The sequence below is a fragment of the Amycolatopsis sp. MtRt-6 genome (genome assembly GCF_017308975.1).
GTDB lineage: Bacteria > Actinomycetota > Actinomycetes > Mycobacteriales > Pseudonocardiaceae > Amycolatopsis.
Map to the genome: position 1 here is coordinate 191,451 of NZ_JADWPD010000001.1, position 23,942 is coordinate 215,392.

The window sequence follows — 23,942 nt, forward strand, 5'->3', positions numbered from 1 at the left end:
TGACACGACTGACACGCTAGTAGCGTACGACATCAGGACAAAATCGTTCGCACAACGAACACGTCAGAAGGGGACGTCGATGCCTTACTACCGGCGAGTAGGCGAGATTCCGCACAAGCGGCACACCGCGTTCCGGAAGCCGGACGGCGGCCTCTACGCCGAGGAGCTGATGGGCGTCGAAGGCTTCTCCGCCGACTCCGCGCTGCTCTACCACCGCGGCCTGCCGACGGCGATCGTCGACGCCGTCGCGGTCGCGGAAGACCGCGGGTCGCTCACCCCGAACCACCCGCTCAAGCCGCGGGCGTTCAAGACGCAGGACCTCAAGTTCGGCGGCGCGGCCGACGCGGTGACCGACCGCCGCCGGCTGTTCGGCAACAACGACGTCACCATCGGGTTCGTCACGGCGACCGCGCCCAGCCCGCTGTACCGCAACGCGGCCGGCGACGAGCTGTTCTACGTCCACGGCGGCTCGGCGACCTTCGAAACCATCTACGGCCGCCTCGAGGTCGGCGACGGCGACTACGTCGTGATCCCGACGTCGTGCACCTACCGGGTCGTCCCCCACGGCGAGGTCAACCTCTTCACGCTGGAGGCGCGCGGCCACATCGGGCCGCCGAAGCGCTACCTGTCGGCGAAGGGCCAGTTCCTGGAGCACTCGCCGTACTGCGAGCGCGACATCCGCGGGCCGTCCGAGCCGCTGCTGGAAGACGGTGAGGACGTCGAGGTGCTCGTGCGGCACCGCGCCGGGCTGACCCGCTACACCTACGCGACGCACCCCTTCGACGTCGTCGGCTGGGACGGCTGCCTCTACCCGTGGGTGTTCAACATCGACGACTTCGAGCCGATCACCGGCCGCGTGCACCAGCCGCCGCCCGTGCACCAGACGTTCGAGGGCCCGAACTTCGTCGTCTGCTCCTTCTGCCCGCGGAAGGTCGACTACCACGAGGGCGCGATCCCGGTGCCGTACAACCACGCGAACGTCGACTCCGACGAGCTGATGTTCTACGTGCGCGGCAACTACGAGGCCCGGAAGGGCTCGGGCATCGGGATCGGCTCGCTCTCGCTGCACCCGTCCGGCTTCACGCACGGTCCGCAGCCGGGCGCGGCGGAGGCGTCGATCGGCGCGGAGTTCTTCGACGAGACGGCGGTCATGGTCGACACGTTCGCGCCGCTGGAGCTCGGCGAGGCCGCCGACGCGTCCGAGGACCCCGGCTACGCGTGGACGTGGTCGCGCCGCGGCCCGAAGAACTGACGCGGAACGGGCCCTTCCCCGCGGGGAAGGGCCCGTTCGTTCGTGCGTGGATCAGCCGTCGTACCAGCCGTAGGTGCGGATCGTGCCGTTGCCGTAGCAGTTGCCGGCGAAGATCCAGTACCCCGGACCCTGCAGCGGGCCGTGCTTCTCGGTGCCGTCCGAGCACACCGTCCAGGCACCGCTGCGGCCGTAGTCGACCCGGACGTTCGCCCGCCAGTCGTCGCTGTCGTAGTGGGTGGTCACCCACGTCTGGACGTGGTCGGTCAGCGCCTCGCCCGACCCGATCACGTGGTAGGTGGCGCCCTTGGGCACCTCGTCGGCCGCCGCCGGGGTGGCCCCGGCCAGCGCGAAGGTGCCGGCCAGCGCGGCGGCGCCCAGCACCGCGGCCCCGGCCCGCTTCATCGTGGTTTTCATGATCCCTCCAGTGTCGTGCTGCATTGACCACTTCCCGGTCTAGTGCGTTGGGGTTGTTCTGTCCGGTTCGGTGGACACCGAACGACAACCTCCGAACAATGGATTACGCCTAGGGGGGTGGCGTAATGCCGCGTGGGGAACGTCCGCTCGATACGGACGATGAGGTTTTGTCACAGTTCGCCGGGGATTTGCGACGATTGCGGGAGAAGGCGGGCCGGCCGCCATATCGGCAACTGGGAAAACGAGCGCATTACTCGGCGGGGACATTGTCCGATGCCGCGAGCGGCCGGAAACTGCCGACGCGCGCGGTCGCCTTGGCTTATGTCCGCGCCTGCGACGGGCCGGTCGCCGAGTGGGACCGGCGGTGGCACGAAGCCGCCGCGGAATTGAGCAGACGGAGACGGGCGGCGCCCGGTTCCGCCGCGGAACCGCCGTACCCGGGCCTGGCCGCGTTCGGCGCCGGGGACGCGGGCCGGTTCTTCGGCCGGGAAGACGTCGTGGACCTGGTGCTGAGCCGGCTGGCCGAAGCGCGGTTCGTGGTCGTCTCCGGCCCGTCCGGCAGCGGCGTGACGTCGGTGCTGCGGGCGGGGCTCGTGCCCCGGGTCCGGCAGCCCGTGGTGTTCCTGCGCCCGGGACGGCGGCCCTTGGCGGAGTGCGCGACCCGGCTGACGGCGTTCACCGACAACCCGCCGGACGCCGGGTTCCTGCTGGTCGTCGACCAGTTCGAAGAGGTCTTCACCGCCGACGCGGACGAACGGGCGTGCTTCTTCGCCGCGCTGCTGCGCGCGGAGCAGGCCTCGGCGCGCGTGGTCCTCGGCGCGCGCGCGGACTTCGCGGACGCCTGCGTGCGGCATCCCGCGCTGGCCGAGGCGACGCGGAACGCGCTGGTCCCACTGGAGCCGCTGACGGCCGGGCAGGTCCGCGCCGCGCTGGTCCGGCCCGCCGCGGACGACGGCCGCGGACTGGAGAACGCGCTGGTCGCCACGCTGATGGCCGAGGTCGCGCGGCAGCCGGGAGCGCTGCCGTTCGCCACGGAGGCCCTGCGCCGGACCTGGCAGGCCACCCAGGGCGTCACGCTCACGCTCGCCGCGTACGAGGCCACCGGCGGCATCACCGCGGCCATGGCCGGCGCGGCCGAAGCGGTCTACGGCAGGCTCGCACCGCCGGAGCAGGCCGAGGCGCGGAGCCTGTTCCTGCGCTTGGCCGGCCTCGGGGACGGCACCCCCGACACCCGGCGGCTCGTCCCGCACGCCGAACTCGATCCGACGCCGGTGCCGGCGCGGTTCGTCCGGGCCCGGCTGGTCACCGCCGGCCGGACCGGGCTGGAACTCGCGCACGACACGCTGCTCGACGGCTGGCCCCGGCTGCGGAGCTGGCTGGCCGCGGACCGGGACGCCCTGCGCGTCCACCGGCGGCTCACCGAGGCGGCCGCGCTGTGGGAAGCCTCGCACCGGGAGCCGGCCGTGCTGTACCGGGGCCGCCAGCTCGACGAAGCGCTGAACTGGGCGGATCGGGCCGACGCGCGGCCGAACACGCCGGAACGCCGGTTCCTCCGGGCGAGCGCCGAACTCCGGGCCGCCGAAGAAATGGCGACCCGGCGGCGGCGACGGCTTTCCGCGGCGACCGCGTTGCTCGCCGCGGTTTCCACGGCCACGGCGATTCGGCGCCACTGGCACGGCCGGTTTCCGGCGGCAACGGTTCGGCAACGCACCTCCGGTCACCCGTTCCCCGCCGGATAATGACCGCAGACGCGGAGACGGGGAGGGTTCGATGATCAATTCCCAACCAGCGCGGCGGCGGAGAAAAATTCTCCCATTCTTGGCCGCCATCGTGGTTGCCATCGCCTTGATCATCGGAATCCGAGCCTGGACCAGCGGCTCGAGCGACGACGCCGACGCGCCGAAATGCTCCGGCGCGGACGCCGTCGCGCTCACCATCGCGTCGTCACCGGAAAAGGTGGGAATAGTCCAAGAAGCCGCAAAGGCCTACTCCGGACGGTCGGTCGCGGGGCATTGCGTCGACGTCGTCGTGAAATCGAAGTCCTCGGGTGTGGCGATGCAGGCGCTGGCGAACGGCTGGAACGAAGCCACCGACGGGCCGCGCCCGGACGTCTGGACACCGGCCGCGAGCGGCTGGGTCAACCTGCTGCGCGTCAACGCGAAGGGCGACACCGGCTCGGTCGTGCCGGACGGCGATCCGCAGTCGATCGCGAACGCGCCGCTGGTCGTCGCGATGCCGAAGCCGATGGCCGAGGCGCTCGGCTGGCCGGGCAAGGCCATCGGCTGGACGGACCTCGCCGCGCTGGCCACCGACCCGGCGGGCTGGGCGAAGTACGGCCACCCGGAGTGGGGCAAGTTCCGGCTCGGCAAGACGAACCCGAACATCTCGACGTCGGGGCTGAACGCCACCATCGGCGCCTACTACGCCGCCACCGGCACGTCGTCCGACCTCACCGAGGCCGCCCTCGGGAAGCCGGAGGCGAAGCAGTTCGTCACGAACATCGAGCAGGCGATCGTGCACTACGGCGACACCACGCTCACCTTCCTGACCAACCTGCAGAAGGCCGACGACAACGGCGCGGCGCTGTCGTACATCTCGGCCGTCACGGTCGAGGAGAACTCGCTGATCGGCTACAACCAGGGCAACCCGACGAACGACCCGGCCAAGGTCGGGCAGCACGGGCCGCCGAAGGTGCCGCTGGTGGCGATCTACCCGGGTGACGGGACGCTGAACTCCGACCACCCGTTCGTCACGCTGAACTGGGCGGACCCGACGCGCAAGCAGATCGCCGCCGACTTCCTGGGGTACCTGCGCCAGGACGAGACGCAGGCGAAGTTCGCCGCGCTCGGCTTCCGGTCGTTCGACGGCAAGCCGGGCCCGCAGGCGACGCCCGCCAACGGTGTCCAGCCGGACGCGAAGATCAGCTTCCTGCGCCCGCCGGCGCCCACCGTGCTGTCGAAGCTGCTGGCCTCGTGGACCGACCTGCGCAAGAAGGCGAACGTGCTGCTCGTCGTGGACGTCTCCGGCTCGATGGGCGCGGAGGCGAAGGGCACCGGCAAGAGCAAGATCGACCTGGCGAAGCAGGCCGCGATCGACTCACTCGGCCAGTTCGTGCCGCGGGACCAGGTCGGGCTGTGGCAGTTCTCGACCAAGCTCGACGGCGACAAGGACTACCAGGAACTGCTCCCGGTCCAGGCCCTCGGCACCAGTGGCAAGGAGGCGCTCGCGACGCGGCTGAGCGGGCTGACCCCGCATTCGGGCACCGGGCTGTACGACTCGTCGCTGGCGGCGTACGAGTACATGAAGGCCCACCTCGACCCGTCGGCGATCAACGCGGTCGTGGTGCTCACCGACGGCCGCAACGAGGACTCCGGCAGCATCGACCTCCAGCACCTGGTGGCGCAGCTGCGACCGGAGGGCAACGCGGAGACGGTGCGGCTGTTCACCATCGCCTACGGCGCGGACGCCGACCAGGACGTGCTGAAGCAGATCGCGGAAGCGACCGGCGGATCGGAGTACGATTCGTCCAAACCGGACTCGATCAACCAGGTGTTCACCTCCGTGATCTCCAATTTCTGATGAAGTTCGCCCGTGAGCTCGCCGAACCGTGGGGGCTGCTGCTCGCCGCCACTTCGGCGGGCATGGCGTGGGCCGTGCAGCTGCCGGTCGTCGCCGCCGTCGGCGTCGGGGTGGCGGTGCTCGCCGCGCGGGCGGGCGTGGCCGTGTTGAGCGCGGAGAAGGAGCCGCCACCGCGGGAAGCACGGGTGCTCGACGTCGCGCCCGGGTCGCCCGAGGCGAACTGGCTGCGCCGGGCCGAGGCCGCGGCCGACGGGTTCGTCTCGCTCAGCGACTCGCTCGCCACCGGCCCGCTCGCCGAGCGCGTCGCGGACATGGAGCCGGTGGTCCGGGAGACGCTGGCGACGCTCGAACGCCTGGCGGGGCGCGCTTCGGCGACCGGCCAGGCCCTGTCCCGCGTCGACCTCGACGCGGTCACGCGCGAGCAGCGCCGGCTGGAGCAGTCGCTGGCGTCGGCCCGCGAAGAGGTCCGCGGCGACCTCGAGCAGGCGCTGACGGCGGTGCGAGCCCAGGCGGACGTGCACGCCCGGCTGTCCGGCGCTCGCGACAAGCTGCTGGCCCAGCTGCAGTCCGGCGCGCTCGGCCTGGACAGCCTGGTGGCGCGGGTAGCCGAGCTGACGGCCACGACCACGGACATCGCCGTCGACACCGGCGCGGTGCGCGAGCTGAGCGACCAGCTGGAGGGCATCCGGCAGGGCGTGCTGGAGACCGAGCAGGCGACCCGGCGGTCACTGGGTTAGGCGGCCCAGCTCGGCCGCCACGCGCCGGCGACGCGCTCACTCTTCGCGAGGTGACGCCGAAGCGCCGTGAGCCCGGGGTGCGCGTTGCCCCGCCGCCACACCAGCGAATGCGGGTACACCGGCACGGGCGCTTCGATCGGCACGCGCCGCAGGTCGTGCCCCGGCGGCCACAGCACCCGGCTTCCCGCACCGAGCAACGTCGCCACCTCCGCCGAGTCGGCGAGCGTGTCCAGCACCACCTCGATGCCGAAGTTGGGCCCGGTGGCGTCGATCCACAGGCCGAACGCGGCCGCGAACTCGGCGTAGTAGGCGCCCCACTCGGTCCCGGACACCACGCCGGGCAGCCGGATCCGGTGCCCGGCCAGCTCGGCCGGAGTCACCGAAGCCGCGTCCGCCAGCGGGTGCGCGGGGCCGCACAGCAGCTGGATCGGCTCGTCGAGCACCCACTGGGCGTCGAGGTCCTCGGGCAGCGTGACGACCGCGCGGAACGACGCGTCGATCGCACCGTCCCGGATCGCCGTGATCGCGGTGTCGAAGAGCGTCGCGACCTCGAGCGCGACCCGCGGGTGTGCCTCGTGGAACTCGCGCAGCAACGTGGCCGGGCACAGCCGCCGTCCGATGACGTCGACCCGCAGCGGCCCGGTGCGCACCGACGCCAGCGCGCGCAGCTCGGCGGCCAGCAGTTCGCGGGCGTGCGGCAGGAAGGCCGTCCCGTCGCCGGTGAGCACAGCGCCTCGGGCGGTGCGCGTGAACAGCCGTACCCCGAGCGACTTCTCCAGCGCGGCAATGCGTTTCGAGACGGCTTGCTGCGTGATCGTCAGGTCGGCGGCGGCGTCCTGGAACCGGCCCGCCTCCACCACGGCGAGGAAGGTGCGCACGGCGTCGAGGTCCACGACGTCCGACTCTAGATTCACAACGCGGCGTTGTGGCTCGCCGCCACGTCGGTTGTTTGCCGCGCGCGGCCGTTCCCGGCTTTGATCTCCGACGTGATGCGCGGGCGGTCGCTGGGACCGCGGTTCAGGTGGCTCTGGTCGGCTTACGCCGTGAGCGCGTTCGGGACGTGGCTCGGCTTCGGGGCCTTCCCCATGCTCGCGATCCTGGTGCTGGACGCCGGGCCCACGGCCGTCTCGGTGCTGGCCGCGGTCGGGCCGGCGGTCGGCGCGCTCGTGGCCGTCCCGCTGGGCCCGTGGGTCGACCACCGCCGGAAGCGGCCGGTCATGGTCGCCATGGACCTCGTGCGGTTCGGCGCGCTGATCAGCGTGCCGGCCACCTACGCCCTCGGGGTGCTGAGCTTCGCCCAGCTGCTGGCCGTGTCGGTGGTCGTCGCCGCGGCGGACATCACCTTCACCGCCGCGAGCGGCGCCTTCCTCAAGGGACTCGTGCCACCCGAAGACCTGCTCGTGGCGAACGGCCGGTTCGAGTCGACGAACTGGACCGCCACCGCGCTCGGCCCGCCGCTCGGCGGAGCGGCGTTCGTGCTGTTCGGGCCGGTGACGTCGGTGGTCGCCAACGCCGTCAGCTTCCTGCTCTCCGCGCTCGGGATCCGCGCGATCGGCGGCGGCGAGCCGCGCCCGCGCACCGCCACGCGGCCGCGCCTGCGCGAGCTGGCCGACGGCTGGCGCTTCCTGCTGGCGCACCGGGGACTGCGGCCGCTGCTCTTCAACGCGATGGTGTTCAACGGCCTGGTCATGGGCACCGAGCCGCTGCTCGCCGTGCTGATGCTCAACCACCTCGGGTTCACGCCGTGGCAGTACGGGCTCGCGTTCGCCGTCCCGTGCCTCGGCGGCCTCGCCGGCTCACGGCTGACCCCACGGCTGGTCGGGAGGTTCGGCCGGCACCCGGTCCTGGTGACGGCCGGCGCGGTCCGGGCCTGCTGGCTGCTCGCCTTGGCCTTCGTCCCGGCGGCCGGCGCCGGCGGGCTGCCGTACGTCATGGTCGTCGAACTCGGCCTGATCGTCAGCTGCAGCGTCTTCAACCCGGTCCTGGCGACCTACCGGCTCGAGCAGCTGCCGGCGGACCGCATCGCGCGGACGCTGTCGGCGTGGTCGGTCAGCACGAAGGCGTCGATCGCCACGCTGACCGCGTTCTGGGGCGTGCTGGCCGGCCTCTCCGGCCCGCGCTGGGCGATCGGGATCGCCGGGGTCCTGGTGCTGGCGACGCCGTTGCTGCTGCCTCGCCGTGACCGGACGCCCGCTCAGCCGAGCCAGACCGTGCCCAGCACCGGGTAGCCCGGCAAGCCCGTCTTGGCCGCGCCCGGGCGGGGGACGCCCGCGATCCACAGCCGGCCGGTGGCCGCGATGTTCGCCGCCATCGAGGGGTCCGCCTTCGGGAGGCGGAACGGGACGACCCGGCCGTCGGCCAGCATGGTCAGGCCGCTCAGGCGGGCCGTGCCGTGGCGGCGCAGGCGGACCGGGCCGTCGAGGACCGCGCGCAGCTCCGTCCAGTGGTCGGCCGGGAGGGGACGGTCGTGGGCGACCGACCGCAGCACGGCCGCGAGCGCGCCCAGCAGCGCGCCGGCCCCGAACGTCCACGCGACCCAGCGCACCACCGGGACGTCGAGCCCGACCCAGACCGCGAACCCGGAAAGCAGCAGCAGGAACGCCGCCGTCGCGCGCAGGTCGCGGGCCAGCTGGCGGCGGTGCGCGGTCAGCACGGGGTCGAGCCGCGGCGAACCGGATCCGGCCGGGCGCGGCACCGGCACCGCGCCCGGCGGAGGTGTGTCGTGGATCCCGGCGCGGCGGACCCGCACCACGCCGGCGAAGCCGACGAACACCTTCGGGCCGCGGCCCAGCAGCCAGACCCGCCGGTGCCCGGCCACCAGCAACCGGTGTGCTTCGTCGAGCCGGACGCGCAGCCACCGGCCGTCCGGCAGCCGCACGCCGACCGTCCGGCCGGCCGCGACCAGGCCGCCGGCGGCGATGTCCACCTGCCGGAACGCTTCCCGCTTCAGCCGCGTCTCCGGCACCCGGACGTGGGCGCGGTAGAGCCACCGCGCCTCGATCGCCCCGGCCAGCGCGAACGTGCCGACCGGCAGCGCCACCCCGGCGCCGGCCAGGAACTGGGCGACGCCGAACACCACGAAGAAGCCGGCCACCAGCCACCGGTTCGCCGTGTCGCCGAGGCGGTCGAGGTACTCGCCGAAGATCGGCAGGGCTCCGGACGGCATGGCGGGGTCCAGCTCGAAAGCGCGGACGCGCTCGGGGACCGGGACGATCGGCACGCGGAACCCCCATGGGGTCGGGATGTCACCCGCTTTTCGGAAAAGTGGGCACCGGCGTTACCGGATGTGCCGCTCAGCGGGTGGGACGTGATCGCCACGACTACCCAGACCGTCGAATTCAGGTTAGGCTCACCTAAGTAGGAGGTGAGCCGTGACCGAGGCACCCACATCCGTCCGCCGCCCGCCGGCGCCGAACCCCGCCGAGCGCGCCAAGACGATCGCGACCCGCAACGGCCCGGCGTCGTTGCTGCCCACCTGCGATCGCACGGACCTCGACGGCCAGCGCGTCGTGCCGCTCCTGCACCACGTGCACCACAGCGGCAGCGTCAGCGTGCTGCTGGCCGACGACCACCCGATGGTCCGCGCGGCGAAGCAGACCCAGCGCGGGGAGCTGGCCGTGATGGTCGAGCTCGCCGACCAGGCCCCGGTCGACCTGCGGGAGCCGATCCGCGGGCTGCTGTGGATCACCGGCTGGCTGCGGCCGCTCTCGCCGGTTTCGGCCCGCGCGCGGGCGGTGGCGATCGCCGAGACGCGCCCGGACGAACGGCTCCTCGACGTCGGCCACGGCGTCACGCTGCTGCGGCTCACCCCGGCGTCGCTCGTCCTCGCCGACGCCGAAGGCACGCATTCGCTGCGCCCGCACATGTTCAGCGCGGCGCCGCCCGACCCGTTCCACGACTACGAGGCGCCGTGGCTGCGGCACCTGGAGAGCGACCACTCCGACGTCGTCGAGCAGCTGGCGAAGCACCTGCCGGCGACGCTGCGCGGCGGCCGGATCCGCCCGCTCGGGCTCGACCGGTTCGGGCTGCGGCTGCGCGTCGAGTCCGACACCGGCGACCACGACGTGCGGCTGGCGTTCTCGAAGTCCGTCGACAGCCCGGCGCAGCTCGCGTCGGAGCTGCGCCGGCTCGTCGGCTGCCCGTTCCTGCGCGGGCGGTCAGGCTAGTTCGGCGGGGAAGCCGCCCTTCGCGATCGGGCCCCAGCTCTCGATCGTGACGCGGATGATGCTCTTGCCCTGCTTGACCATGGCCTCGCGGTATTCGGCCCAGTCCGGGTGTTCGCCCGAAATGGCGCGGAAGTACTCGACGAGCGGCTCGACCGAATCCGGGATGTCCAGCACCTCGGCGGTGCCGTTCAGCTGCACCCACTGGTCGTTCCACTCGTCGGACAGGATGCAGGCGGACACCTTCGGGTTGCGCTTGATGTTGACGACCTTCGCGCGCTTCGGGTAGGTCGAGACGACCAGCCTGCCCTCGGCGTCGACGCCGCAGGTGACCGGCGACAGCTGCGGACCGCCGTCGGCCTTCGTGGTCAGCAGGATGGCGCGGTGGCGGGTCGACAGGAACTCGACCAGCGCGGCGCGGTCGACGGTTTCGTTGGTGGCGATGCTCCTCGGCATACCCCGAAGGTAGCGTGCGTCCATGACGTTCACCGCGCGATCGTGGCTGGCCCCGGCCCGCCCCGAGTTCCCCGGGACGATCGAGGATCCGGCCGAGCGCCGCGCGATCAAGCTCGAGCTGCTGATCGTCTTCGGGATCACGCTGGGCCTGTCCGGCGTGCGCAGCCTGCTGTCCCTTGTGGACTCGCTGCTGCAGCCGGTGCCGCTGGCCCAGCAGCAGACCCAGCTGAACGTGCCGCAGGCCGCGGCGAGCCTGATCGACCTGCTCAAGCAGCTGCTGTCGGCCGCTCAGCTCGTCGGCTGGGGCGCGCTCGGGCTGTACCTGCTGTGGCGCGCGGGCGTCAAGGTCGCGCAGATCGGCCTGGACCGCCGGTCGCCCGGCCGGGACACGCTGCTGACGCTCGGGCTCGCGGCGCTGATCGGCATCCCCGGCCTCGGGCTGTACTTCCTCTCCTACCACCTCGGGTTCAGCCTGGCGGTGCAACCGTCCACTTTGGGCGATACGTGGTGGCGGCCGATCTCGCTCACGCTCTCGGCGTTCGGCAACGCCTTCGCCGAGGAGGTTCTGGTCATCGGCTACCTGCTGACGCGGCTGCGGCAGCTCGGCGTCCGGGAGAACACCGCGCTGTTCGGCGCCGCCGTGCTGCGCGGGTCGTACCACCTGTACCAGGGCTTCGGCGGGTTCGTCGGGAACCTCGTCATGGGGCTGGTGTTCGGGCGGCTGTGGCAGAAGACCAACCGGCTGTGGCCGCTGGTCGCCGCGCACACGCTGTTCGACTTCGTGTCGTTCGTCGGATATTCGCTGCTCAAGGGTCACGTTTCGTGGTTGCCCTGAGTAGGCTCGGCGGGTGATCGACGAAACGACACCTCCCCGGGTGGACAGCGAAGTCGGACCCCTGCGCGCGGTGCTGCTGCACCGGCCCGGCAACGAGCTCAAAAGGCTGACGCCCCGCAACAACGACCAGCTCCTGTTCGACTCGATCCCGTGGGTCGACCGGGCGCAGGACGAGCACGACGCGTTCGCCGAGGTGCTGCGCGGCCGCGGCGTCGACGTCCTGCTGCTGGCCGACGCGCTCCGGACGGCACTGGAGGACGACCGCGCCCACGCGGCGGGCGTGCACGCGGCGGTCGACGACCGGCGGCTCGGCGGCGACCTGGCCGACTCGCTGCGTTCGCACCTCTCGGGTGTCGACGCAGCCGGCCTCGCCGAAGTGCTGATGGCCGGGATGACGTTCGAGGAGCTGCCATCGGCGGAGGGCGCGTCGCTGGTGCGGATGATGAACCACCCGCACGACTTCGCCGTCGACCCGCTGCCGAACCTGCTGTTCACCCGCGACTCGTCGGTGTGGATCGCCGACCGGGTGGCGATTTCGTCGCTGAACATGCCCGCGCGCCGCCGCGAAACCGCGGTGCTCGACCTGATCTACGCCTACCACCCGCAGTTCCGCCACGCGGCCCGCGCGTACGGCGCGCATTCCGCGCCGATCGAAGGCGGCGACGTGATGCTGCTGGCGCCGGGCGTGCTCGCCATCGGCGTCGGCGAGCGCACGACGGCGGCCGGCGCGGAGTCCCTGGCGCGGTCGGTGTTCGCCGACGGCATCGCGCACACCGTGCTGGCGGTGCCGATCGAGCAGTCCCGCGCGACCATGCACCTGGACACGGTGTGCACGATGGTCGACGCGGACGCGGTGGTGATGTACCCGCTGGCGCGCGACTCGCTGACGGCGTTCACCCTGCGCCCGACCGGCGACGGCGGGGTCAAGGTGGCCGGCCCGGCGCCGTTCCTGGTGGCAGCGGCCGAGGCGATGGAGATCGACCGGCTGCGCGTCATCGACACCGGCCTCGACCCGGTGACGGCCGAGCGCGAGCAGTGGGACGACGGCAACAACACGCTGGCCCTGGCGCCCGGCGTGGTCGTCGGCTACGAGCGGAACGTCGAGACGAACGAGCGCCTGGAGGCGGCCGGCATCGAGGTGCTGCCGATCGCGGGCTCGGAGCTGGGATCGGGCCGGGGCGGGCCGCGGTGCATGTCCTGCCCGGTCCGCCGCGATCCTCTGTGAAATGAAGTAAGCCTTCCCTAAATGCGTTCAACAATTTAGGGAAGGCTTACTTAAATAAGGTTCATCTTCTTTAGGAATGGTAACCCTAATAGGGTGGAGATCACCAGTCCCGAGTGGCATTCGCGCCAATCTTGAACTATTCTGGTCTCCATGGCCCTCACCAAGAAGAAAGAACCGCGCTCCAAGTTCTACGAACTGCTGCAGGCGCAGATCCACAACGAGTTCAACGCGTCCCAGCAGTACATCGCGCTCGCGGTGTGGTTCGACGCCGAGGACCTCCCGCAGCTGGCGAAGCACTTCTACAAGCAGTCCGTCGAAGAGCGCAACCACGCGATGGCGCTCGTGCAGTACATGCTCGACCGCGACCACCACGTCGAGATCCCCGGCACCGGGGAGGTGCGCAACGAATTCTCCGGCGTCACCGAGCTCATCGAGCTCGCGCTCGAGCAGGAGAAGGAGGTCGCCGCCGACATCTCCGCGATAGCGAAGGCCGCGCGTGCCGAAGAGGACTACATCGGCGAGCAGTTCACGCAGTGGTTCCTCAAGGAGCAGGTCGAAGAGATCTCGCAGATGAACACGCTGCTGAACGTCGTCAAGCGCGCGAACGGCAACCTGTTCGAGGTCGAGAACCACCTGTACCGCGAGTCCGTCGGCGACGGCGGCGCCGACTCGCAGATGCCCCCGGTGGCCGGCGGCAAGCTCTGACGTTCTTTGCCGGAAACCCGGGCTCTCCCCCTGTGGACAGCCCGGGTTTCCGCATGCGCCCGGCGCTCAGCCGGCGCAGTCCTGGGTGAGGCTCGCCAGGCTCGTCTGCTCGACCCCGGCCTCGCCGAGCCGGAAGCGGTATTCGGCAGCGCTACCGGCCGGGGCGACCAGGCCGCCGGGCCCCTCCTTGGCCGCCGGGTAGGCGGCGAGGACCTGGTCCTTCGTGGCCCCGGCGCCGATGCCTTCGGCGGTGTGCGTGGCGACATCCGGCGTGACGACGACGACCCCGGCCGCCTTCGAAATGACGACGCTCGCGGACGCGGGGACCCCGTCACCCTGTGCCTTGTAGGTGGTGCAGCTCGCTCCGGCCTGCGCGTCGCTGAGCGTGACGGCCTGCGCGGTCACCTCGGACTCGGACATGCCGAGCTTGAGCCTGCCGAAGCCGTCGGCCGCGAGCAGCGGCCCGCTGGTCACCCCGGCGAGCGAGGACGGCGGCGGGGCGGACGGCGGCCGCGGCGAGGCCGGCGTCGACGTGCCCGGCGGTGCGGAAGCCTGGATGCTCTGGGTGCTGGTCGGCCCGGGTGTCGACGGCTCCGGTGGCCGCCCCGGCGTGAGGTTCTCGGGCGGTGCGCTGGTCGCGCTCCCGTCGGCGGACATCACCGCGGTGCCGTTCTCGGTGTGGAGCCGGATCATGGTCAGCCCGCCGGCCACGGCGACCACGGCGGCCGCGACCCCCGCCACGGCCTGCACGGTGTGCCGGCGACGGCGACGACGTCGCGCACCGGCGACGATGGCCGTGCCGGCATCGGGTGGCGGAGGCAAGTCCAGCCGCTCGTCGGCGAACAGGGCGCGCAGGCGCTGCTCCAGTTCGTCCTCGGAGATGTTCAACCCGCGCCACTCCCTTCGCTTTCGCCGTCGGCCGACTTCAGTCTCGTCCGCAGTGACGCGATCGCCTTGCTGGCCTGGCTCTTGACGGTGCCCTGCGTGATCCCGAGGGCACCGGCGATCTCCGCTTCCGAGAGACCTTCGTAGTAACGCAGCACCATGACGGCCCGTTGTCTCGGCGGCAGTGTTCGTAACGCACGCCACAGCGGCTCGTGCTCGAACGGGTCGGCCGGCACGTGCGGGCTGGTGTCCGGCAGGTCGGCGACGAGGTTCTCCCGCCGCGTCCGCCGCCAGCGGCTCACGTGCGCGTTCGCCATCGACCGGCGGACGTAGGCCAGCGGGTCGCCCGTCTTTTCGTGGACGTACGACCAGCGCGAACCCATCTTCTCCAGCACGGTCTGCACCAGGTCCGCCGCGTCGTGCGGGTTGCCGGTGAGCGCGTGGCCGTAGCGCAGCAGCCCCGGCAGGGTGGCCTGCACGAACTCGCCGAAGTCGACGAAATCGCCAGGCAACGTCGCGGCCCTCCCTCGGCCTGCGCTGGTCACCCACGTATCTCCCCCGGTGAAGACGGGTGCCGCAGCGGTCACCGTATCGCCTCCCTTCGGGGTCGGGTAGCCGGAAGCCGAGTCGCTTTCCTCCCCAACACGCATCACAGCCCCCTCAGGTTGCCCGCGTTCCCGGCCGAATTCGCGACGGTCCGGCCGGGTGATGGTCTGCCCACGTCAGCGGTGGACGAGCGAGTCGGGCAGGCGGAAACCGCCGCCCTCGGACTCAGGGAAATCGTGCACGCCGACGACCGCCGCCCGCGGTATCGGGCCGTAGACGTGCGGGAACAGCAGCCCAGCCGGGTGCGGCGGCACGCCGTCCTCCCAGCGGACCGGTGCCCCGGCCTTCGCCGGATCGATTTCGAGCAGCACGACGTCGGTGCGCCCCCGGTAGTGAATGTCGGCCGCCAGGTGCACCGTGCCGAAGTCGGAACAGTGGACGAACCCGACTTCCCCCAGTGAAGGCGGCCGGTACTCGCCGCCTTCGCCCACTTCGGCCCACTCGGCCGCCCCGCAGATGTGGAGTATCACGCCGAGAATCGTCCCACCGGCGCGATCCGCCGGAGGTGTCTCTTGCGCCACATAATGCCTGGTTGAACGCTCATTGAGTGGTGGAGGACCGCCGGTTCATACCGACGGTCCGCCACCCGCCGACGGTCAGCGCAGGGTCAGCTGCCGGCCGATGAGGCCGTCGCGCGCCCGGCGCTCGGTCGCGTTCAGCGGCTCGTCGTCGAGCGACTTCAACGCCGTCTCGAGCCGGGCGCCGAGGGCGTCTTTCGCGTCCGCCCACTCGCGAGCGTGCGCTTCGGGGTCGAGGTCCCAGACCGGGACGAGCAGGCCGTGCGCCCGGAACGAGCCCGCGTAGCGCGACCCCTCGCCGAGGCCGAGCTCGCTGGCCGCGGACAGCCGCGCCAGAGCCTGGAGCAGCAGGTTCTCCGGCTCCGGCCGGACCCAGCGCAGGTGCGCCTTCTCGCCGGCGAGGACCCAGTAGGCACCCGAGCCGAGCCGTTCGGTGGGCATGATCGCGGCGTTCGCCCGCTCGAGGGAGACGGCGACGTCACCGGTCGCGTCGGCGTCCTCGGGCAGCCACCAGCCGAAGTCCGTGTGCAGCGTGACGTCGAGTTCGGCGCCGGGGGTCAGCAGGTCCTGGAGCCGCGCGTGCTCGTCGGCGGACGGCGGCGTGGTGGTGTCCGGCACGCCGAGGACGTCGCCCTCCTTGGCGTCCAGCAGCCACTTCAGCGACCGGCCGAGGTCACGGCTGATGTCGGACGAGCGCGTCTGCACCTGCAGGCCGAGGTAGCGCCGGCCGTCGGAGCGGACGAACGCGGCCGCCGCCATCGGCAGCACGGTCCCGAGGGTGACGTCACCGCCGTCGGCGAGGGTGAGCCGAGCCGTCGCGGACGGCACGAACTCGCGCAGCGCGATCAGCTCGGGCTCCGCCACCAGCCCTTCGAACGGCTGGCCGACGAAGACGTCGCGCACCTTCGGCTTGCGGTCCGACGCCTGCTTGGGACCCTTCTTGCGCGCGCCCTTGCCCACTGCTGCCTCCTCTGGCTCGGGTTCAGACGCTATCGAAGGGTTAGTCTCGCGACGTGTTCGACCCCCGCGATCCTGTGTTCCTGGAAGACCCGTACCCGGCGTTCGCCGCCCTGCGTTCACGAGGCGATGTCCATTTCCACGAAGGGCTCGGCATCGCCGTCGCGGTGTCGCACGCCGCGTCGTCGGCGGTGCTGCGACACCGCGGCCTGGGCCGGATCTGGCAGGACGCCCAGCCGCTCGAGCGGTTCGCCTCGTTCAACCTGCTGCACCGCAACTCGCTCCTGGAGAACGAGCCGCCGGCCCACACGCGGCTCAGGCGCCTGATCGCGGGCGCCTTCGGCCGCGGCCACGTGCAACGGCTGCGCCCGATGGTCGCGACACTCGCCGCCCGCATGGTCGACGACCTGGCGGCCGCGATCGCCGCCGACGGCAGCGCCGACCTGCTCGAACACCTCGCCCAGCCGCTGCCGGTCGCGGTGATCGCCGAGCTGCTGGGCGTCCCCGCCACCGACGGGCCGCGGATGGTCCAGCTGTCGAACGCGATCGTGAAGATGTACGAGTACGGCGTTTCTGCCGAGGGGCGCGACGCGGCCGAGCGGGCGTCCGCCGAGTTCGTCTCGTACGTCCGCTCGGTGGCCGCGGCCCGCGCCGAGGCACCGGGCGACGACATCATCAGCGACCTGTTGCGCAGCGAGCTGACGCCCGACGAGCTGGTGGCCACCGCGGTGCTGCTGCTGATGGCTGGCCACGAAGCGACGGTCAACGTGCTCGGCAACGGCATCACGGCCCTGCTCACGCACCGGGATCAGTGGGAGCGCCTGCTGGCCTCACCTGCCCTTCTGGATTCGTGTGTCGAGGAGCTGATCCGGTTCGACGCGCCCCTGCAGCTGTTCGAGCGGACGGCGACCGAGGACGTGTCGATCTGCGGATATGTCGTCCCGCGTGGCGAGAAGATCGGCGCGCTGCTGGGCGCCGCGGCGCGCGACCCGGAGGTGTTCGACGAGCCGGACCGCCTGGACATCGGGCGGACGCCGAACGCCCATCTCGGGTTCGGGCTCGGGATTCACTACTGCGTGGGTGCTCCTCTCGCTCGGGTGGAGATCGCCGCCGCGTTGAGTGCGCTGACGGAGAAGCTGCCGGGGTTGCGGTTGGTGGGTGCGCCGCCGAGGCGGCCGGAGTTCGTGATCCGGGGGTTGCGGGAGCTACGGGTCACCGCCTGACCGGAGTGCCGCCGGGACTCGCGTGATTCCGGGCGAGTCCCGCGTGATTGGAGATGGGACTCGCGTGATTCCGGGCGGATCTCGTGTGATTGGGCGGGCATCTCGTGTGTCTGGAGGGGCATCTCGCGTGATTGGGGAGGCATCACGCGTGATTGGAGGGGCGACACGGGGTTTGGGTCATGGGGTTACTCCGGTGAAGAGGTCTTGCTCCGGGGTTGGCGGGGTGGGGTGGGCCAGGTGGTAGTCCTCGTGGGGCCAGACCTGGCGCTCGATTTCGCGGGAATGGGCGAAAAACGGGTGGGCCGGGTCTACCTGGGTGGCGTGGGCCAGGAGGGCTCGGTCGCGGGTTGCGAAGTAGGCGTCGCACCGGACTCTGGTGGTGATCGGGAGCTTGTCGGGTGGGAGTTCGTCGAGGACTTCGGTCATCGACGACTCCAGGCCGGCCGCCAGGGTGGCCTTGTGCAGGGCTTCGAACCAGGCGCGGCTCAGGGTGGCCTGGTAGTACAGCTTTTGGGGGCGCCACGGCGAGCCGCAGCCCGGGTAGCGGGCCGGGTCGGGTGCCGCGGCGAACGCTTCGAGCGTCACCTCGTGGGTGCGGATGTGGTCCGGGTGCGGGTAGCCGCCCGTTTCGTCGTACGTGATCACCACGTGCGGGCGGAACTCGCGGACCAGGGCCACCAGCGGGGCAGCCGCCTCGGACAGTGGCAGGGCCGCGAAGCAGCCTTCAGGCAACGGCTCGCCGGGGCCGGGGATACCGGAGTCGACGAGGCCGAGGAAGCGCTGGCGGACGCCCAGGATCTCGGCCGCCGCCGCCATCTCGCGGCGGCGGATTGCCGGGAGGTCGGCCCAGGTCTCGGCCGTGTCGAGGGCCGGGTTCAGGATGTCGCCGCGTTCGCCGCCGGTGCAGGTGGCCACCAGGACGTCGACGCCTTCGGCCGCGTAGCGGGCCAGGGTGGCCGCGCCCTTGCTGGACTCGTCGTCGGGGTGGGCGTGGACGCTCAACAGGCGGAAAGTCACCGTGTGCTCCTCGAGGGGAAGAAAAGTGCGGGGATGAAGGTCAGCGCCGACAGCGCCAGTGCCCAGGCGAACGTGGTGCCGAACGCCGCCGCCGGGGCCGCCGTGGCCGTGAGCTCGCTGTGGAGGATCGCGGCCAGCAGGGCGGTGCCCAGCGCGCCGCCGATGCGGTTGACCACGTTGAACGCGCTCGCCGCGCGGGGAATGCGGGACCGCTCCAGCGAGCCATACAGGGTGGTCATGCCCGGGGCCGTCGCCGCGCCCAGGCCGGCGCCGCGGACCAGGAGGGACAGGCTCAGCAGAACGCCGCCGGGTGCCGAACCGAGCTGGGTGAACGCGATCGTGCCCACGAGGGAAAGCGCGATGCCGGCCAGCAGCATCCGGCGTGGCCCGAAGCGGGCCAGGAGCGGGCCGCTCGCCAGCATGACCGCCGCCGAGCCGAGCGCCTGGGGTGCCAGCAGCAGGCCCGCCCGCAACGCGCTCGCCTGCTCCACCTGCTGGTAGTACAGCGGAAGCAGCAGCATCGAGCTGTACAGCGAGGCCCCCAGCAGGAACGTGCTCGCGCTCGCGACCGCGAACCCCCTGGTGCGGAACAACCCCAGGTCGAGCACCGGCGACGGCACACGTGCCGCGTGGACGCCGTACGTCAGCAGCAGCACGGCCCCGGCCACCCAGACGACGACCACGCCCTCGGCCAGGCCGTAGACGAGGGCAGCGAGCCCGGGTGAGAGCAAGGCGATGCCGCGGACGTCCAAGGGATCGTGGACGCCGGACGGCGGTGGCGCCGGGAGGAGCCGGCGCGCGAAGAGGAACGTCGCCACGCCCAGCGGGACGATCCCGAAGAACATCCAGCGCCACCCCAGGTCGGCCACCAGCGCGCCGCCGAGCATCGGGCCCAGCACCGGGGCCACCGTGGCCGGCAGGGTGATCACCCCGATCATCCGGCCCAGCGCCGGGCCCGCCGCCTGCGCGAACACCGCCTGCCCGACCGGCTGCATCAGCCCGCCGCCCAGCCCGTGCAGCACCCGGAAGGCCACCAGGGAAGGCGCGGACCAGGCGAAGCCGCACAGCAGCGTGCCCGCGGTGAAGATCGCCACCGCCGTCAGCCAGACCGCGCGGCCGCCGAACCGGTCGGTCAGCCAGCCCGACAGCGGGATGGCGGCCGAGGCCGCGAGCAGGTACGCGCTCGCCACCCACTGCACCGTGGTCAGCGGACTGCCCAGGTCATCGGCGATCGCATCGATCCCGACGGTGACGATCGTCGCGTCGAGGATCGACAGGACCGCGCCCATGATCAGCACCCCGCCGAGCCGCCACAGCGCCGCATCGGGCCGGACCGCCGTTGTCATGCTCACCTCCCGGTTGATTAGGTCGAACCTCAGATTAGGTCGGACCCACTCACTGGGTCAAGCACAAACTTGGGTTCGACCCAGTAGAGTGACGCGCATGAGTGAGGGACTCCGGGACCGGAAGAAGCACGAGACCAGGAAGACCATCTCCGACGTCGCCACGCGGCTGTTCATCCGCAACGGCTTCGAGGACGTGACGATCGCCGAGATCGCCGCCGAGGCGCGAGTCGCCAAGATGACCGTGACGAACCACTTCCCGCGCAAGGAGGACCTGGTCTTCGACATCCGCGAAGACTTCGTGTCCTGGCCCACCGCCCTCATCCGCGACAGCGTCTTCCACGACACGCGCGAGCTGTACTTCGAAGCGCTCGGCGCCGAGCACGCACTGGTCGGCTTCTCCGGCCCCGGCTTCGTGCGGATGATCAAGGAAAGCCCGGTCCTGACGAACGCGCTGCACGAGCTGCACCGCGAGCGCGAGTCGGCGCTCACCGACCTCCTGGTCCGCCGCCACCCCCAAGAAGACCTGGCCCCGACGCTCGCCGCCGCCCACCTCTCGACGGTCCTGCGGGTGCTCTTCCAGGAGGTCTTCGACCGGACCCTGGAGGACGAAAAAGCGATCGTCGAGGAGCTGTGGCCCCTCGCGGAACAGGCCTTCGACCAGCTCGAACCGGTCTACGGCCGCTACTAGCGCGCGGCGCCGGCCGGCCGCGAAGCCCGCAGTTCCGGCTCGGGCGCGCCCCGCACCTTCAGGACGCGCATCTCGCGCACGTCCAGGGCGTCCGACGGCGCCAGCAACGCGGTGAACCGCCGCACCACCAGGGCCGTCAACACGGCCAGCGTGGCCGCGGAAAGGTCGGTCAGCGCGACCAGCACGACGCTGTCGGCCATCGACTGCACGTCGTCGCGGAAGCGCCAGATGATCGACACGCCGAGCAGGATCCAGTTCAGCAGCCAGGCGCCCCACCACACGAGCACCTGGCGCGAAGGCTGCGGCCGGGCGGCACGCGAGCGGCGGAGCACGGCGTGCTCCAGCTCGCCGACGACCGACAGCGCCAACGGCAGGTTCGCCACCGGCACGAGGACGCCGACGAGGACCTGCCACACCGGCCGCGGCGGGTCGTCACCCGACATGTCCGCCGCCGCCTGGCGCGCGACCAGCAGCCACCAGAGCGACAGCCCGGCGGGCAGCAGCGCGAGGATCGCCGCAAGCAGGCCAGCGGCGAGCACGAAACCGTCGGAGAACGCCACCACCGAACGGGACAGCGCGGAATCGCGACCCTGGACGAGCAGGACGTACCGCCAGATCTCCGCGCCGGCGGCGGTGACGGCGAGCACGGCGAAGCCGAAGAGGACGGCGACCACGCTGCGGCCGAGCACCGGCACCCGGTCGATCGGGCGGATCTCGTCGGACGCCGTGCCCGGCACCGACGTCGGACGCCGCCAGACCAGGTTCGGGAAGCCCCAGCGCGGGGGCACCGGGTACGACGGCGGGCCGAGGTACGGCTCGGGCGGCACGACGCGGCGGCGTGGCCACGCACCGGGCGGCGGGGTCGCCACCCAGCGCAGCCTCGGCCGGTGCGCCGGGCGCCGGTGGTAGGGGTACGGCTCCGGCTGGGCGGCCAGCGTCCGGCCCTGCAGCTGCTGCGCTGTCGGGGGCGGCGCCTGACGCGGCCAGTACCCGGGCGGGTTCGGCTGCCCGGCAGGAGGCTGACCCGGGTGCAAGGCTAGATCACTTCGGGTTCGATGCCGGGGTGCTCGCCGACCATCGGACGGCCTTCGCGCTGCCACGCGCCCATGCCGCCGGCCACGTTCACCGCGTCCCAGCCGCTCTGGTTGAGCCACGCCGCCGCGCGGGCGGACCGGCCGCCACTGCGGCAGATCACGTGGATCGGCTGGTCGTCGGGCAGGTCGGCCAGCTCGCCGACGCGGGCGGGCAGCTCCCCCATCGGGATGTGCACCGCGCCGGGCGCGTGCCCGGCGGCCCACTCGTCGTCTTCGCGGACGTCGAGCAGCACGAGGCCGTCCTTGGGCAGATCGCGGACCTCGGCGGTCGGCAGTTCAGCAGGGCTCACCACGATTCCCATGCTGCCATGCGGAGGCGTTGCCCGCGCGTGAGGTCGAGGTGTGCACACCGGAACCGGCGGGCGGATTCGGGCATCACGCGTGATTGGGGAGGCCTCACGCGTGATTGGCGGGGCATCACGCGTGATTGGCGGGGCATCACGCGTTCACTTGCGGTGGCGGCCGCGGCCGGGGACGCGGGTCTTCTCCTCGGCCTGGCCGAACCGCGCGACGGCCCTGTCCCGCATGAAGCCGAGCGGGTCGGGGGCGTGCAGCCTCAGCATGATGTCGTGGACGTGCTCCGGGCGGCCGTAGCCGGTCACGCGGCTGACGAGGTACGTCGTCACGAAGGCGACCGGGACGGTGATCAGCGCGGGCTGGTTGACGAACCAGGGCGCCCAGCCGCCGGTGTAACCGCTCACGACGTTGACCACCAGCGCGGCCAGCACCAGGCCGCCGCCGACGAACATCCCGGCCAGCGCGCCCGGCCAGGACAGCTTGCGCCACCAGATGCCCAGTACCAGCAGCGGGCTGAACGTCGACGCGGCGAGCGCGAACGTCAGCCCGATCGACAGCGAGATGTCCTCCGGCCGCAGCGCGACCGCCAGCGCGATCGGGAACAGCGCGACCAGCCCGGCCGCCACGCGGAAGTCACGCACCCGGCCGGGCAGCACGTCGGTCGACACCACCCCGGCGACGCTGACGAGCAGCCCGGACGTGCTGGACAGGAACGCGGAGAACGCGCCTGCCGCGGTCACCGCGCCGAGGATCTGGCCGCCGATCCCGGGCAGCATCGCCGAGGGCAGCTGCAGGATCGCCGCGTCCGCCTTCCCGGTCACCAGCAGCTCGGGGACGTACATCCGGGACAGCGCGCCCAGCAGCGTCGGGAAGAGGTAGAAGAGGCCGAGCAGGAGCAGGACGTGCACGGTCGTGCGGCGCGCGGCCTTGCCGTCGGGGTTGGTGTAGAAGCGGACCAGCACGTGGGGCAGGCCCATCGTGCCGAGGAACGTCGCGAACATCAGCGAGTACGTCTGGAGCAGGTCGGTGAGGCTGCCCGAGCCCGGGTGCAGCCAGTCCGCGTTGTCCGCGACCGAGTCGCTGACCACCGGGACCGGCGTGCCGGCCATGAACTTCAGCTTGGTGCCTTCGGAAACCGTGTGGGGCGCCAGCGGCGTCCAGTGCGTCGGGCCGGCCGCCGGGCCGTTGTCGGTGCGGCCGTAGGCGTAGAGGTAGGTGTCCGTGGTGACGTGCAGCGTGACGTCGGTCTGCACGTCCACCGTGGTGTCGCTGACGAACACCGGCGGTGCGGGCGACCCGAGCGGCCGGAACCCGTCCGGGCTGCCGCCGGCGAAGAACACCATGCACAGCAGGAACGCGGGCACCGCGATCGCGAACAGCTTGAGCCAATACTGGAACGCCTGGACCACGGTGATCGCGCGCATCCCGCCGGAGATCACGTTGAAGGCGACCACGATCATCACCGCGACCGCGCCGATCCACGCCGGCACGGGCAGGATCGTCGCCAGGGCCAGGCCGGCGCCCTGCAGCTGCGGGACCATGTACAGGATCCCGATGAACACGACGAACGCGGTGGAGAACCGGCGCAGCCCCTGCGAGCCGAGCCGCATCTCGACGAAGTCCGGCAGCGTGTACGCCCCGGACCGGCGCAGCGGCGCCGCCACGAACAGCATCAGCGCGAGGTAGCCCGCGGTGAAGCCGATCGGGAACCACAGCGCGTCGGCGCCGTCCTTCAGCACGATCCCGGCGATGCCGAGGAACGACGCGGCCGAAAGGTACTCACCGGAGATCGCGGCGGCGTTGCGGCGGGACCGCACGGTGCGCCGCGCGACCAGGAAGTCGTGCGTGCTCGTCGCCGACCGCGAGGAGCGGTGACCGAGGTAGGGCGTCACCACGGCGACCAGCACGATGCCGGTCAAGGCCCACGGGTTCAGCTGCACGGGAG

24 protein-coding genes are annotated in these 23,942 nt (G+C 71.9%); 11 read left to right on the forward strand and 13 right to left on the reverse strand.

What is annotated here, in order from left to right; translation table 11 throughout:
* The first annotated feature begins 79 nt into the window (after positions 1–79).
* Positions 80–1,252, forward strand: coding sequence for a homogentisate 1,2-dioxygenase (locus I4Q55_RS01015; RefSeq protein ID WP_206784095.1), 1,173 nt, complete (start codon positions 80–82; stop codon positions 1,250–1,252).
* A 51-nt stretch (positions 1,253–1,303) separates the two neighbouring features.
* On the opposite strand, the gene I4Q55_RS01020 is transcribed toward I4Q55_RS01015, so the two are convergent.
* Positions 1,304–1,666, reverse strand: a complete 363-nt coding sequence (locus I4Q55_RS01020; RefSeq protein ID WP_206784096.1) for a hypothetical protein — start codon at positions 1,664–1,666, stop codon at positions 1,304–1,306.
* A 266-nt stretch (positions 1,667–1,932) separates the two neighbouring features.
* On the opposite strand from I4Q55_RS01020, the gene I4Q55_RS01025 reads away from it, so the two are divergent.
* Genes I4Q55_RS01025 through I4Q55_RS01035 form a run of 3 tightly spaced genes read left to right on the forward strand, consistent with a single transcriptional unit; the run spans position 1,933 to position 5,982 of the window.
* Entirely contained in the window at positions 1,933–3,405 is a 1,473-nt protein-coding gene (locus I4Q55_RS01025; protein WP_206784097.1) for an ATP-binding protein, read from the forward strand.
* A gap of 31 nt (positions 3,406–3,436) precedes the next feature.
* Positions 3,437–5,245 (forward strand): substrate-binding and VWA domain-containing protein, encoded by a 1,809-nt coding sequence (locus I4Q55_RS01030; protein ID WP_206784098.1) that lies wholly within the window; start codon positions 3,437–3,439, stop codon positions 5,243–5,245.
* The gene (locus tag I4Q55_RS01035; RefSeq protein ID WP_206784099.1) at positions 5,245–5,982 is read left to right on the forward strand and encodes a hypothetical protein; all 738 of its coding nucleotides are present in this window, start codon (positions 5,245–5,247) and stop codon (positions 5,980–5,982) included. The genes I4Q55_RS01030 and I4Q55_RS01035 overlap by 1 nt, the downstream gene beginning before the upstream one ends.
* Here the strand turns inward: I4Q55_RS01035 and I4Q55_RS01040 are convergent.
* Positions 5,979–6,875: a LysR family transcriptional regulator gene (locus I4Q55_RS01040; protein WP_206784100.1), complete on the reverse strand. Its 897-nt coding sequence runs from the start codon at positions 6,873–6,875 to the stop codon at positions 5,979–5,981. The genes I4Q55_RS01035 and I4Q55_RS01040 overlap by 4 nt on opposite strands.
* A 93-nt stretch (positions 6,876–6,968) precedes the next feature.
* Between I4Q55_RS01040 and I4Q55_RS01045 the strand changes: the two genes are divergently transcribed.
* Positions 6,969–8,210 (forward strand): MFS transporter, encoded by a 1,242-nt coding sequence (locus I4Q55_RS01045; RefSeq protein ID WP_206784101.1) that lies wholly within the window; start codon positions 6,969–6,971, stop codon positions 8,208–8,210.
* Here I4Q55_RS01045 and I4Q55_RS01050 read toward each other — a convergent pair.
* A complete protein-coding gene (locus I4Q55_RS01050; protein ID WP_206784102.1) occupies positions 8,177–9,202 on the reverse strand; it encodes a hypothetical protein in 1,026 nt (341 codons plus the stop codon). The two genes, I4Q55_RS01045 and I4Q55_RS01050, sit on opposite strands and share 34 nt — an antisense overlap.
* A 151-nt stretch (positions 9,203–9,353) precedes the next feature.
* On the opposite strand from I4Q55_RS01050, the gene I4Q55_RS01055 reads away from it, so the two are divergent.
* Positions 9,354–10,148, forward strand: a complete 795-nt coding sequence (locus I4Q55_RS01055; RefSeq protein WP_206784103.1) for a DUF2470 domain-containing protein — start codon at positions 9,354–9,356, stop codon at positions 10,146–10,148.
* Here I4Q55_RS01055 and I4Q55_RS01060 read toward each other — a convergent pair.
* Positions 10,140–10,601 (reverse strand): PPOX class F420-dependent oxidoreductase, encoded by a 462-nt coding sequence (locus I4Q55_RS01060; protein WP_091305184.1) that lies wholly within the window; start codon positions 10,599–10,601, stop codon positions 10,140–10,142. The two genes, I4Q55_RS01055 and I4Q55_RS01060, sit on opposite strands and share 9 nt — an antisense overlap.
* A 22-nt stretch (positions 10,602–10,623) precedes the next feature.
* On the opposite strand from I4Q55_RS01060, the gene I4Q55_RS01065 reads away from it, so the two are divergent.
* From I4Q55_RS01065 to I4Q55_RS01075, 3 genes are all read left to right on the forward strand, one after another.
* Positions 10,624–11,436: a CPBP family intramembrane glutamic endopeptidase gene (locus I4Q55_RS01065; protein ID WP_206784104.1), complete on the forward strand. Its 813-nt coding sequence runs from the start codon at positions 10,624–10,626 to the stop codon at positions 11,434–11,436.
* 40 nt (positions 11,437–11,476) lie between these two features.
* Entirely contained in the window at positions 11,477–12,661 is a 1,185-nt protein-coding gene (locus I4Q55_RS01070) for an arginine deiminase (RefSeq protein WP_206784521.1), read from the forward strand.
* A gap of 150 nt (positions 12,662–12,811) precedes the next feature.
* On the forward strand, positions 12,812–13,366 hold the full coding sequence (locus tag I4Q55_RS01075) for a ferritin (protein ID WP_206784105.1): 555 nt from the start codon (positions 12,812–12,814) through the stop codon (positions 13,364–13,366).
* Positions 13,367–13,432: 66 nt separating this feature from the next.
* On the opposite strand, the gene I4Q55_RS01080 is transcribed toward I4Q55_RS01075, so the two are convergent.
* From I4Q55_RS01080 to I4Q55_RS01095, 4 genes are all read right to left on the reverse strand, one after another.
* Positions 13,433–14,254 carry a hypothetical protein gene (locus tag I4Q55_RS01080; protein WP_206784106.1) on the reverse strand — a complete coding sequence of 274 codons (822 nt, stop codon included), beginning with the start codon at positions 14,252–14,254 and terminating at the stop codon, positions 13,433–13,435.
* Positions 14,251–14,763: a SigE family RNA polymerase sigma factor gene (locus tag I4Q55_RS01085; RefSeq protein ID WP_206784107.1), complete on the reverse strand. Its 513-nt coding sequence runs from the start codon at positions 14,761–14,763 to the stop codon at positions 14,251–14,253. Before I4Q55_RS01085 ends, I4Q55_RS01080 begins: the two co-directional genes overlap by 4 nt.
* 210 nt (positions 14,764–14,973) lie before the next feature.
* Positions 14,974–15,327, reverse strand: a complete 354-nt coding sequence (locus I4Q55_RS01090) for a DUF952 domain-containing protein (RefSeq protein ID WP_206784108.1) — start codon at positions 15,325–15,327, stop codon at positions 14,974–14,976.
* A gap of 126 nt (positions 15,328–15,453) precedes the next feature.
* Positions 15,454–16,335, reverse strand: a complete 882-nt coding sequence (locus I4Q55_RS01095) for a DUF5926 family protein (protein WP_206784109.1) — start codon at positions 16,333–16,335, stop codon at positions 15,454–15,456.
* Between the two features lie 53 nt (positions 16,336–16,388).
* On the opposite strand from I4Q55_RS01095, the gene I4Q55_RS01100 reads away from it, so the two are divergent.
* Positions 16,389–17,555, forward strand: coding sequence for a cytochrome P450 (locus I4Q55_RS01100; RefSeq protein WP_206784110.1), 1,167 nt, complete (start codon positions 16,389–16,391; stop codon positions 17,553–17,555).
* Between the two features lie 177 nt (positions 17,556–17,732).
* Here I4Q55_RS01100 and mca read toward each other — a convergent pair whose 3' ends face one another.
* Together mca and I4Q55_RS01110 are read right to left on the reverse strand one after the other, a co-directional pair.
* Positions 17,733–18,572, reverse strand: coding sequence for a mycothiol conjugate amidase Mca (gene mca, locus I4Q55_RS01105; RefSeq protein ID WP_206784111.1), 840 nt, complete (start codon positions 18,570–18,572; stop codon positions 17,733–17,735).
* Positions 18,569–19,918 (reverse strand): DHA2 family efflux MFS transporter permease subunit, encoded by a 1,350-nt coding sequence (locus I4Q55_RS01110; protein ID WP_242545097.1) that lies wholly within the window; start codon positions 19,916–19,918, stop codon positions 18,569–18,571. The genes mca and I4Q55_RS01110 overlap by 4 nt, the downstream gene beginning before the upstream one ends.
* A 97-nt stretch (positions 19,919–20,015) precedes the next feature.
* Here I4Q55_RS01110 and I4Q55_RS01115 point away from each other — a divergent pair, with 97 nt between their 5' ends.
* Positions 20,016–20,606, forward strand: coding sequence for a TetR/AcrR family transcriptional regulator (locus tag I4Q55_RS01115; protein WP_206784113.1), 591 nt, complete (start codon positions 20,016–20,018; stop codon positions 20,604–20,606).
* Here the strand turns inward: I4Q55_RS01115 and I4Q55_RS01120 are convergent.
* The 3 genes from I4Q55_RS01120 to I4Q55_RS01130 all read right to left on the reverse strand — a co-directional run bounded on the left by I4Q55_RS01120 (position 20,603) and on the right by I4Q55_RS01130 (position 23,937).
* The gene (locus I4Q55_RS01120) at positions 20,603–21,640 is read right to left on the reverse strand and encodes a DUF4328 domain-containing protein (RefSeq protein ID WP_206784114.1); all 1,038 of its coding nucleotides are present in this window, start codon (positions 21,638–21,640) and stop codon (positions 20,603–20,605) included. The genes I4Q55_RS01115 and I4Q55_RS01120 overlap by 4 nt on opposite strands.
* Positions 21,641–21,642: 2 nt before the next feature.
* The gene (locus I4Q55_RS01125; RefSeq protein WP_086847539.1) at positions 21,643–22,002 is read right to left on the reverse strand and encodes a rhodanese-like domain-containing protein; all 360 of its coding nucleotides are present in this window, start codon (positions 22,000–22,002) and stop codon (positions 21,643–21,645) included.
* A gap of 144 nt (positions 22,003–22,146) precedes the next feature.
* A complete protein-coding gene (locus tag I4Q55_RS01130) occupies positions 22,147–23,937 on the reverse strand; it encodes a cation acetate symporter (RefSeq protein ID WP_206784115.1) in 1,791 nt (596 codons plus the stop codon).
* Between the last annotated feature and the right edge of the window lie 5 nt (positions 23,938–23,942).

Coding starts and splice junctions, on each gene's coding strand:
- I4Q55_RS01035 (WP_206784099.1), top strand. CDS start 5,245: ATGAAGTTCGCCCGTGAGCTCGCCGAACCGTGGGGGCTGCTGCTCGCC.
- I4Q55_RS01030 (WP_206784098.1), top strand. CDS start 3,437: ATGATCAATTCCCAACCAGCGCGGCGGCGGAGAAAAATTCTCCCATTC.
- I4Q55_RS01020 (WP_206784096.1), bottom strand. CDS start 1,666: ATGAAAACCACGATGAAGCGGGCCGGGGCCGCGGTGCTGGGCGCCGCC.
- I4Q55_RS01015 (WP_206784095.1), top strand. CDS start 80: ATGCCTTACTACCGGCGAGTAGGCGAGATTCCGCACAAGCGGCACACC.
- I4Q55_RS01075 (WP_206784105.1), top strand. CDS start 12,812: ATGGCCCTCACCAAGAAGAAAGAACCGCGCTCCAAGTTCTACGAACTG.
- I4Q55_RS01110 (WP_242545097.1), bottom strand. CDS start 19,918: ATGACAACGGCGGTCCGGCCCGATGCGGCGCTGTGGCGGCTCGGCGGG.
- I4Q55_RS01115 (WP_206784113.1), top strand. CDS start 20,016: ATGAGTGAGGGACTCCGGGACCGGAAGAAGCACGAGACCAGGAAGACC.
- I4Q55_RS01060 (WP_091305184.1), bottom strand. CDS start 10,601: ATGCCGAGGAGCATCGCCACCAACGAAACCGTCGACCGCGCCGCGCTG.
- I4Q55_RS01065 (WP_206784104.1), top strand. CDS start 10,624: ATGACGTTCACCGCGCGATCGTGGCTGGCCCCGGCCCGCCCCGAGTTC.
- I4Q55_RS01125 (WP_086847539.1), bottom strand. CDS start 22,002: ATGGGAATCGTGGTGAGCCCTGCTGAACTGCCGACCGCCGAGGTCCGC.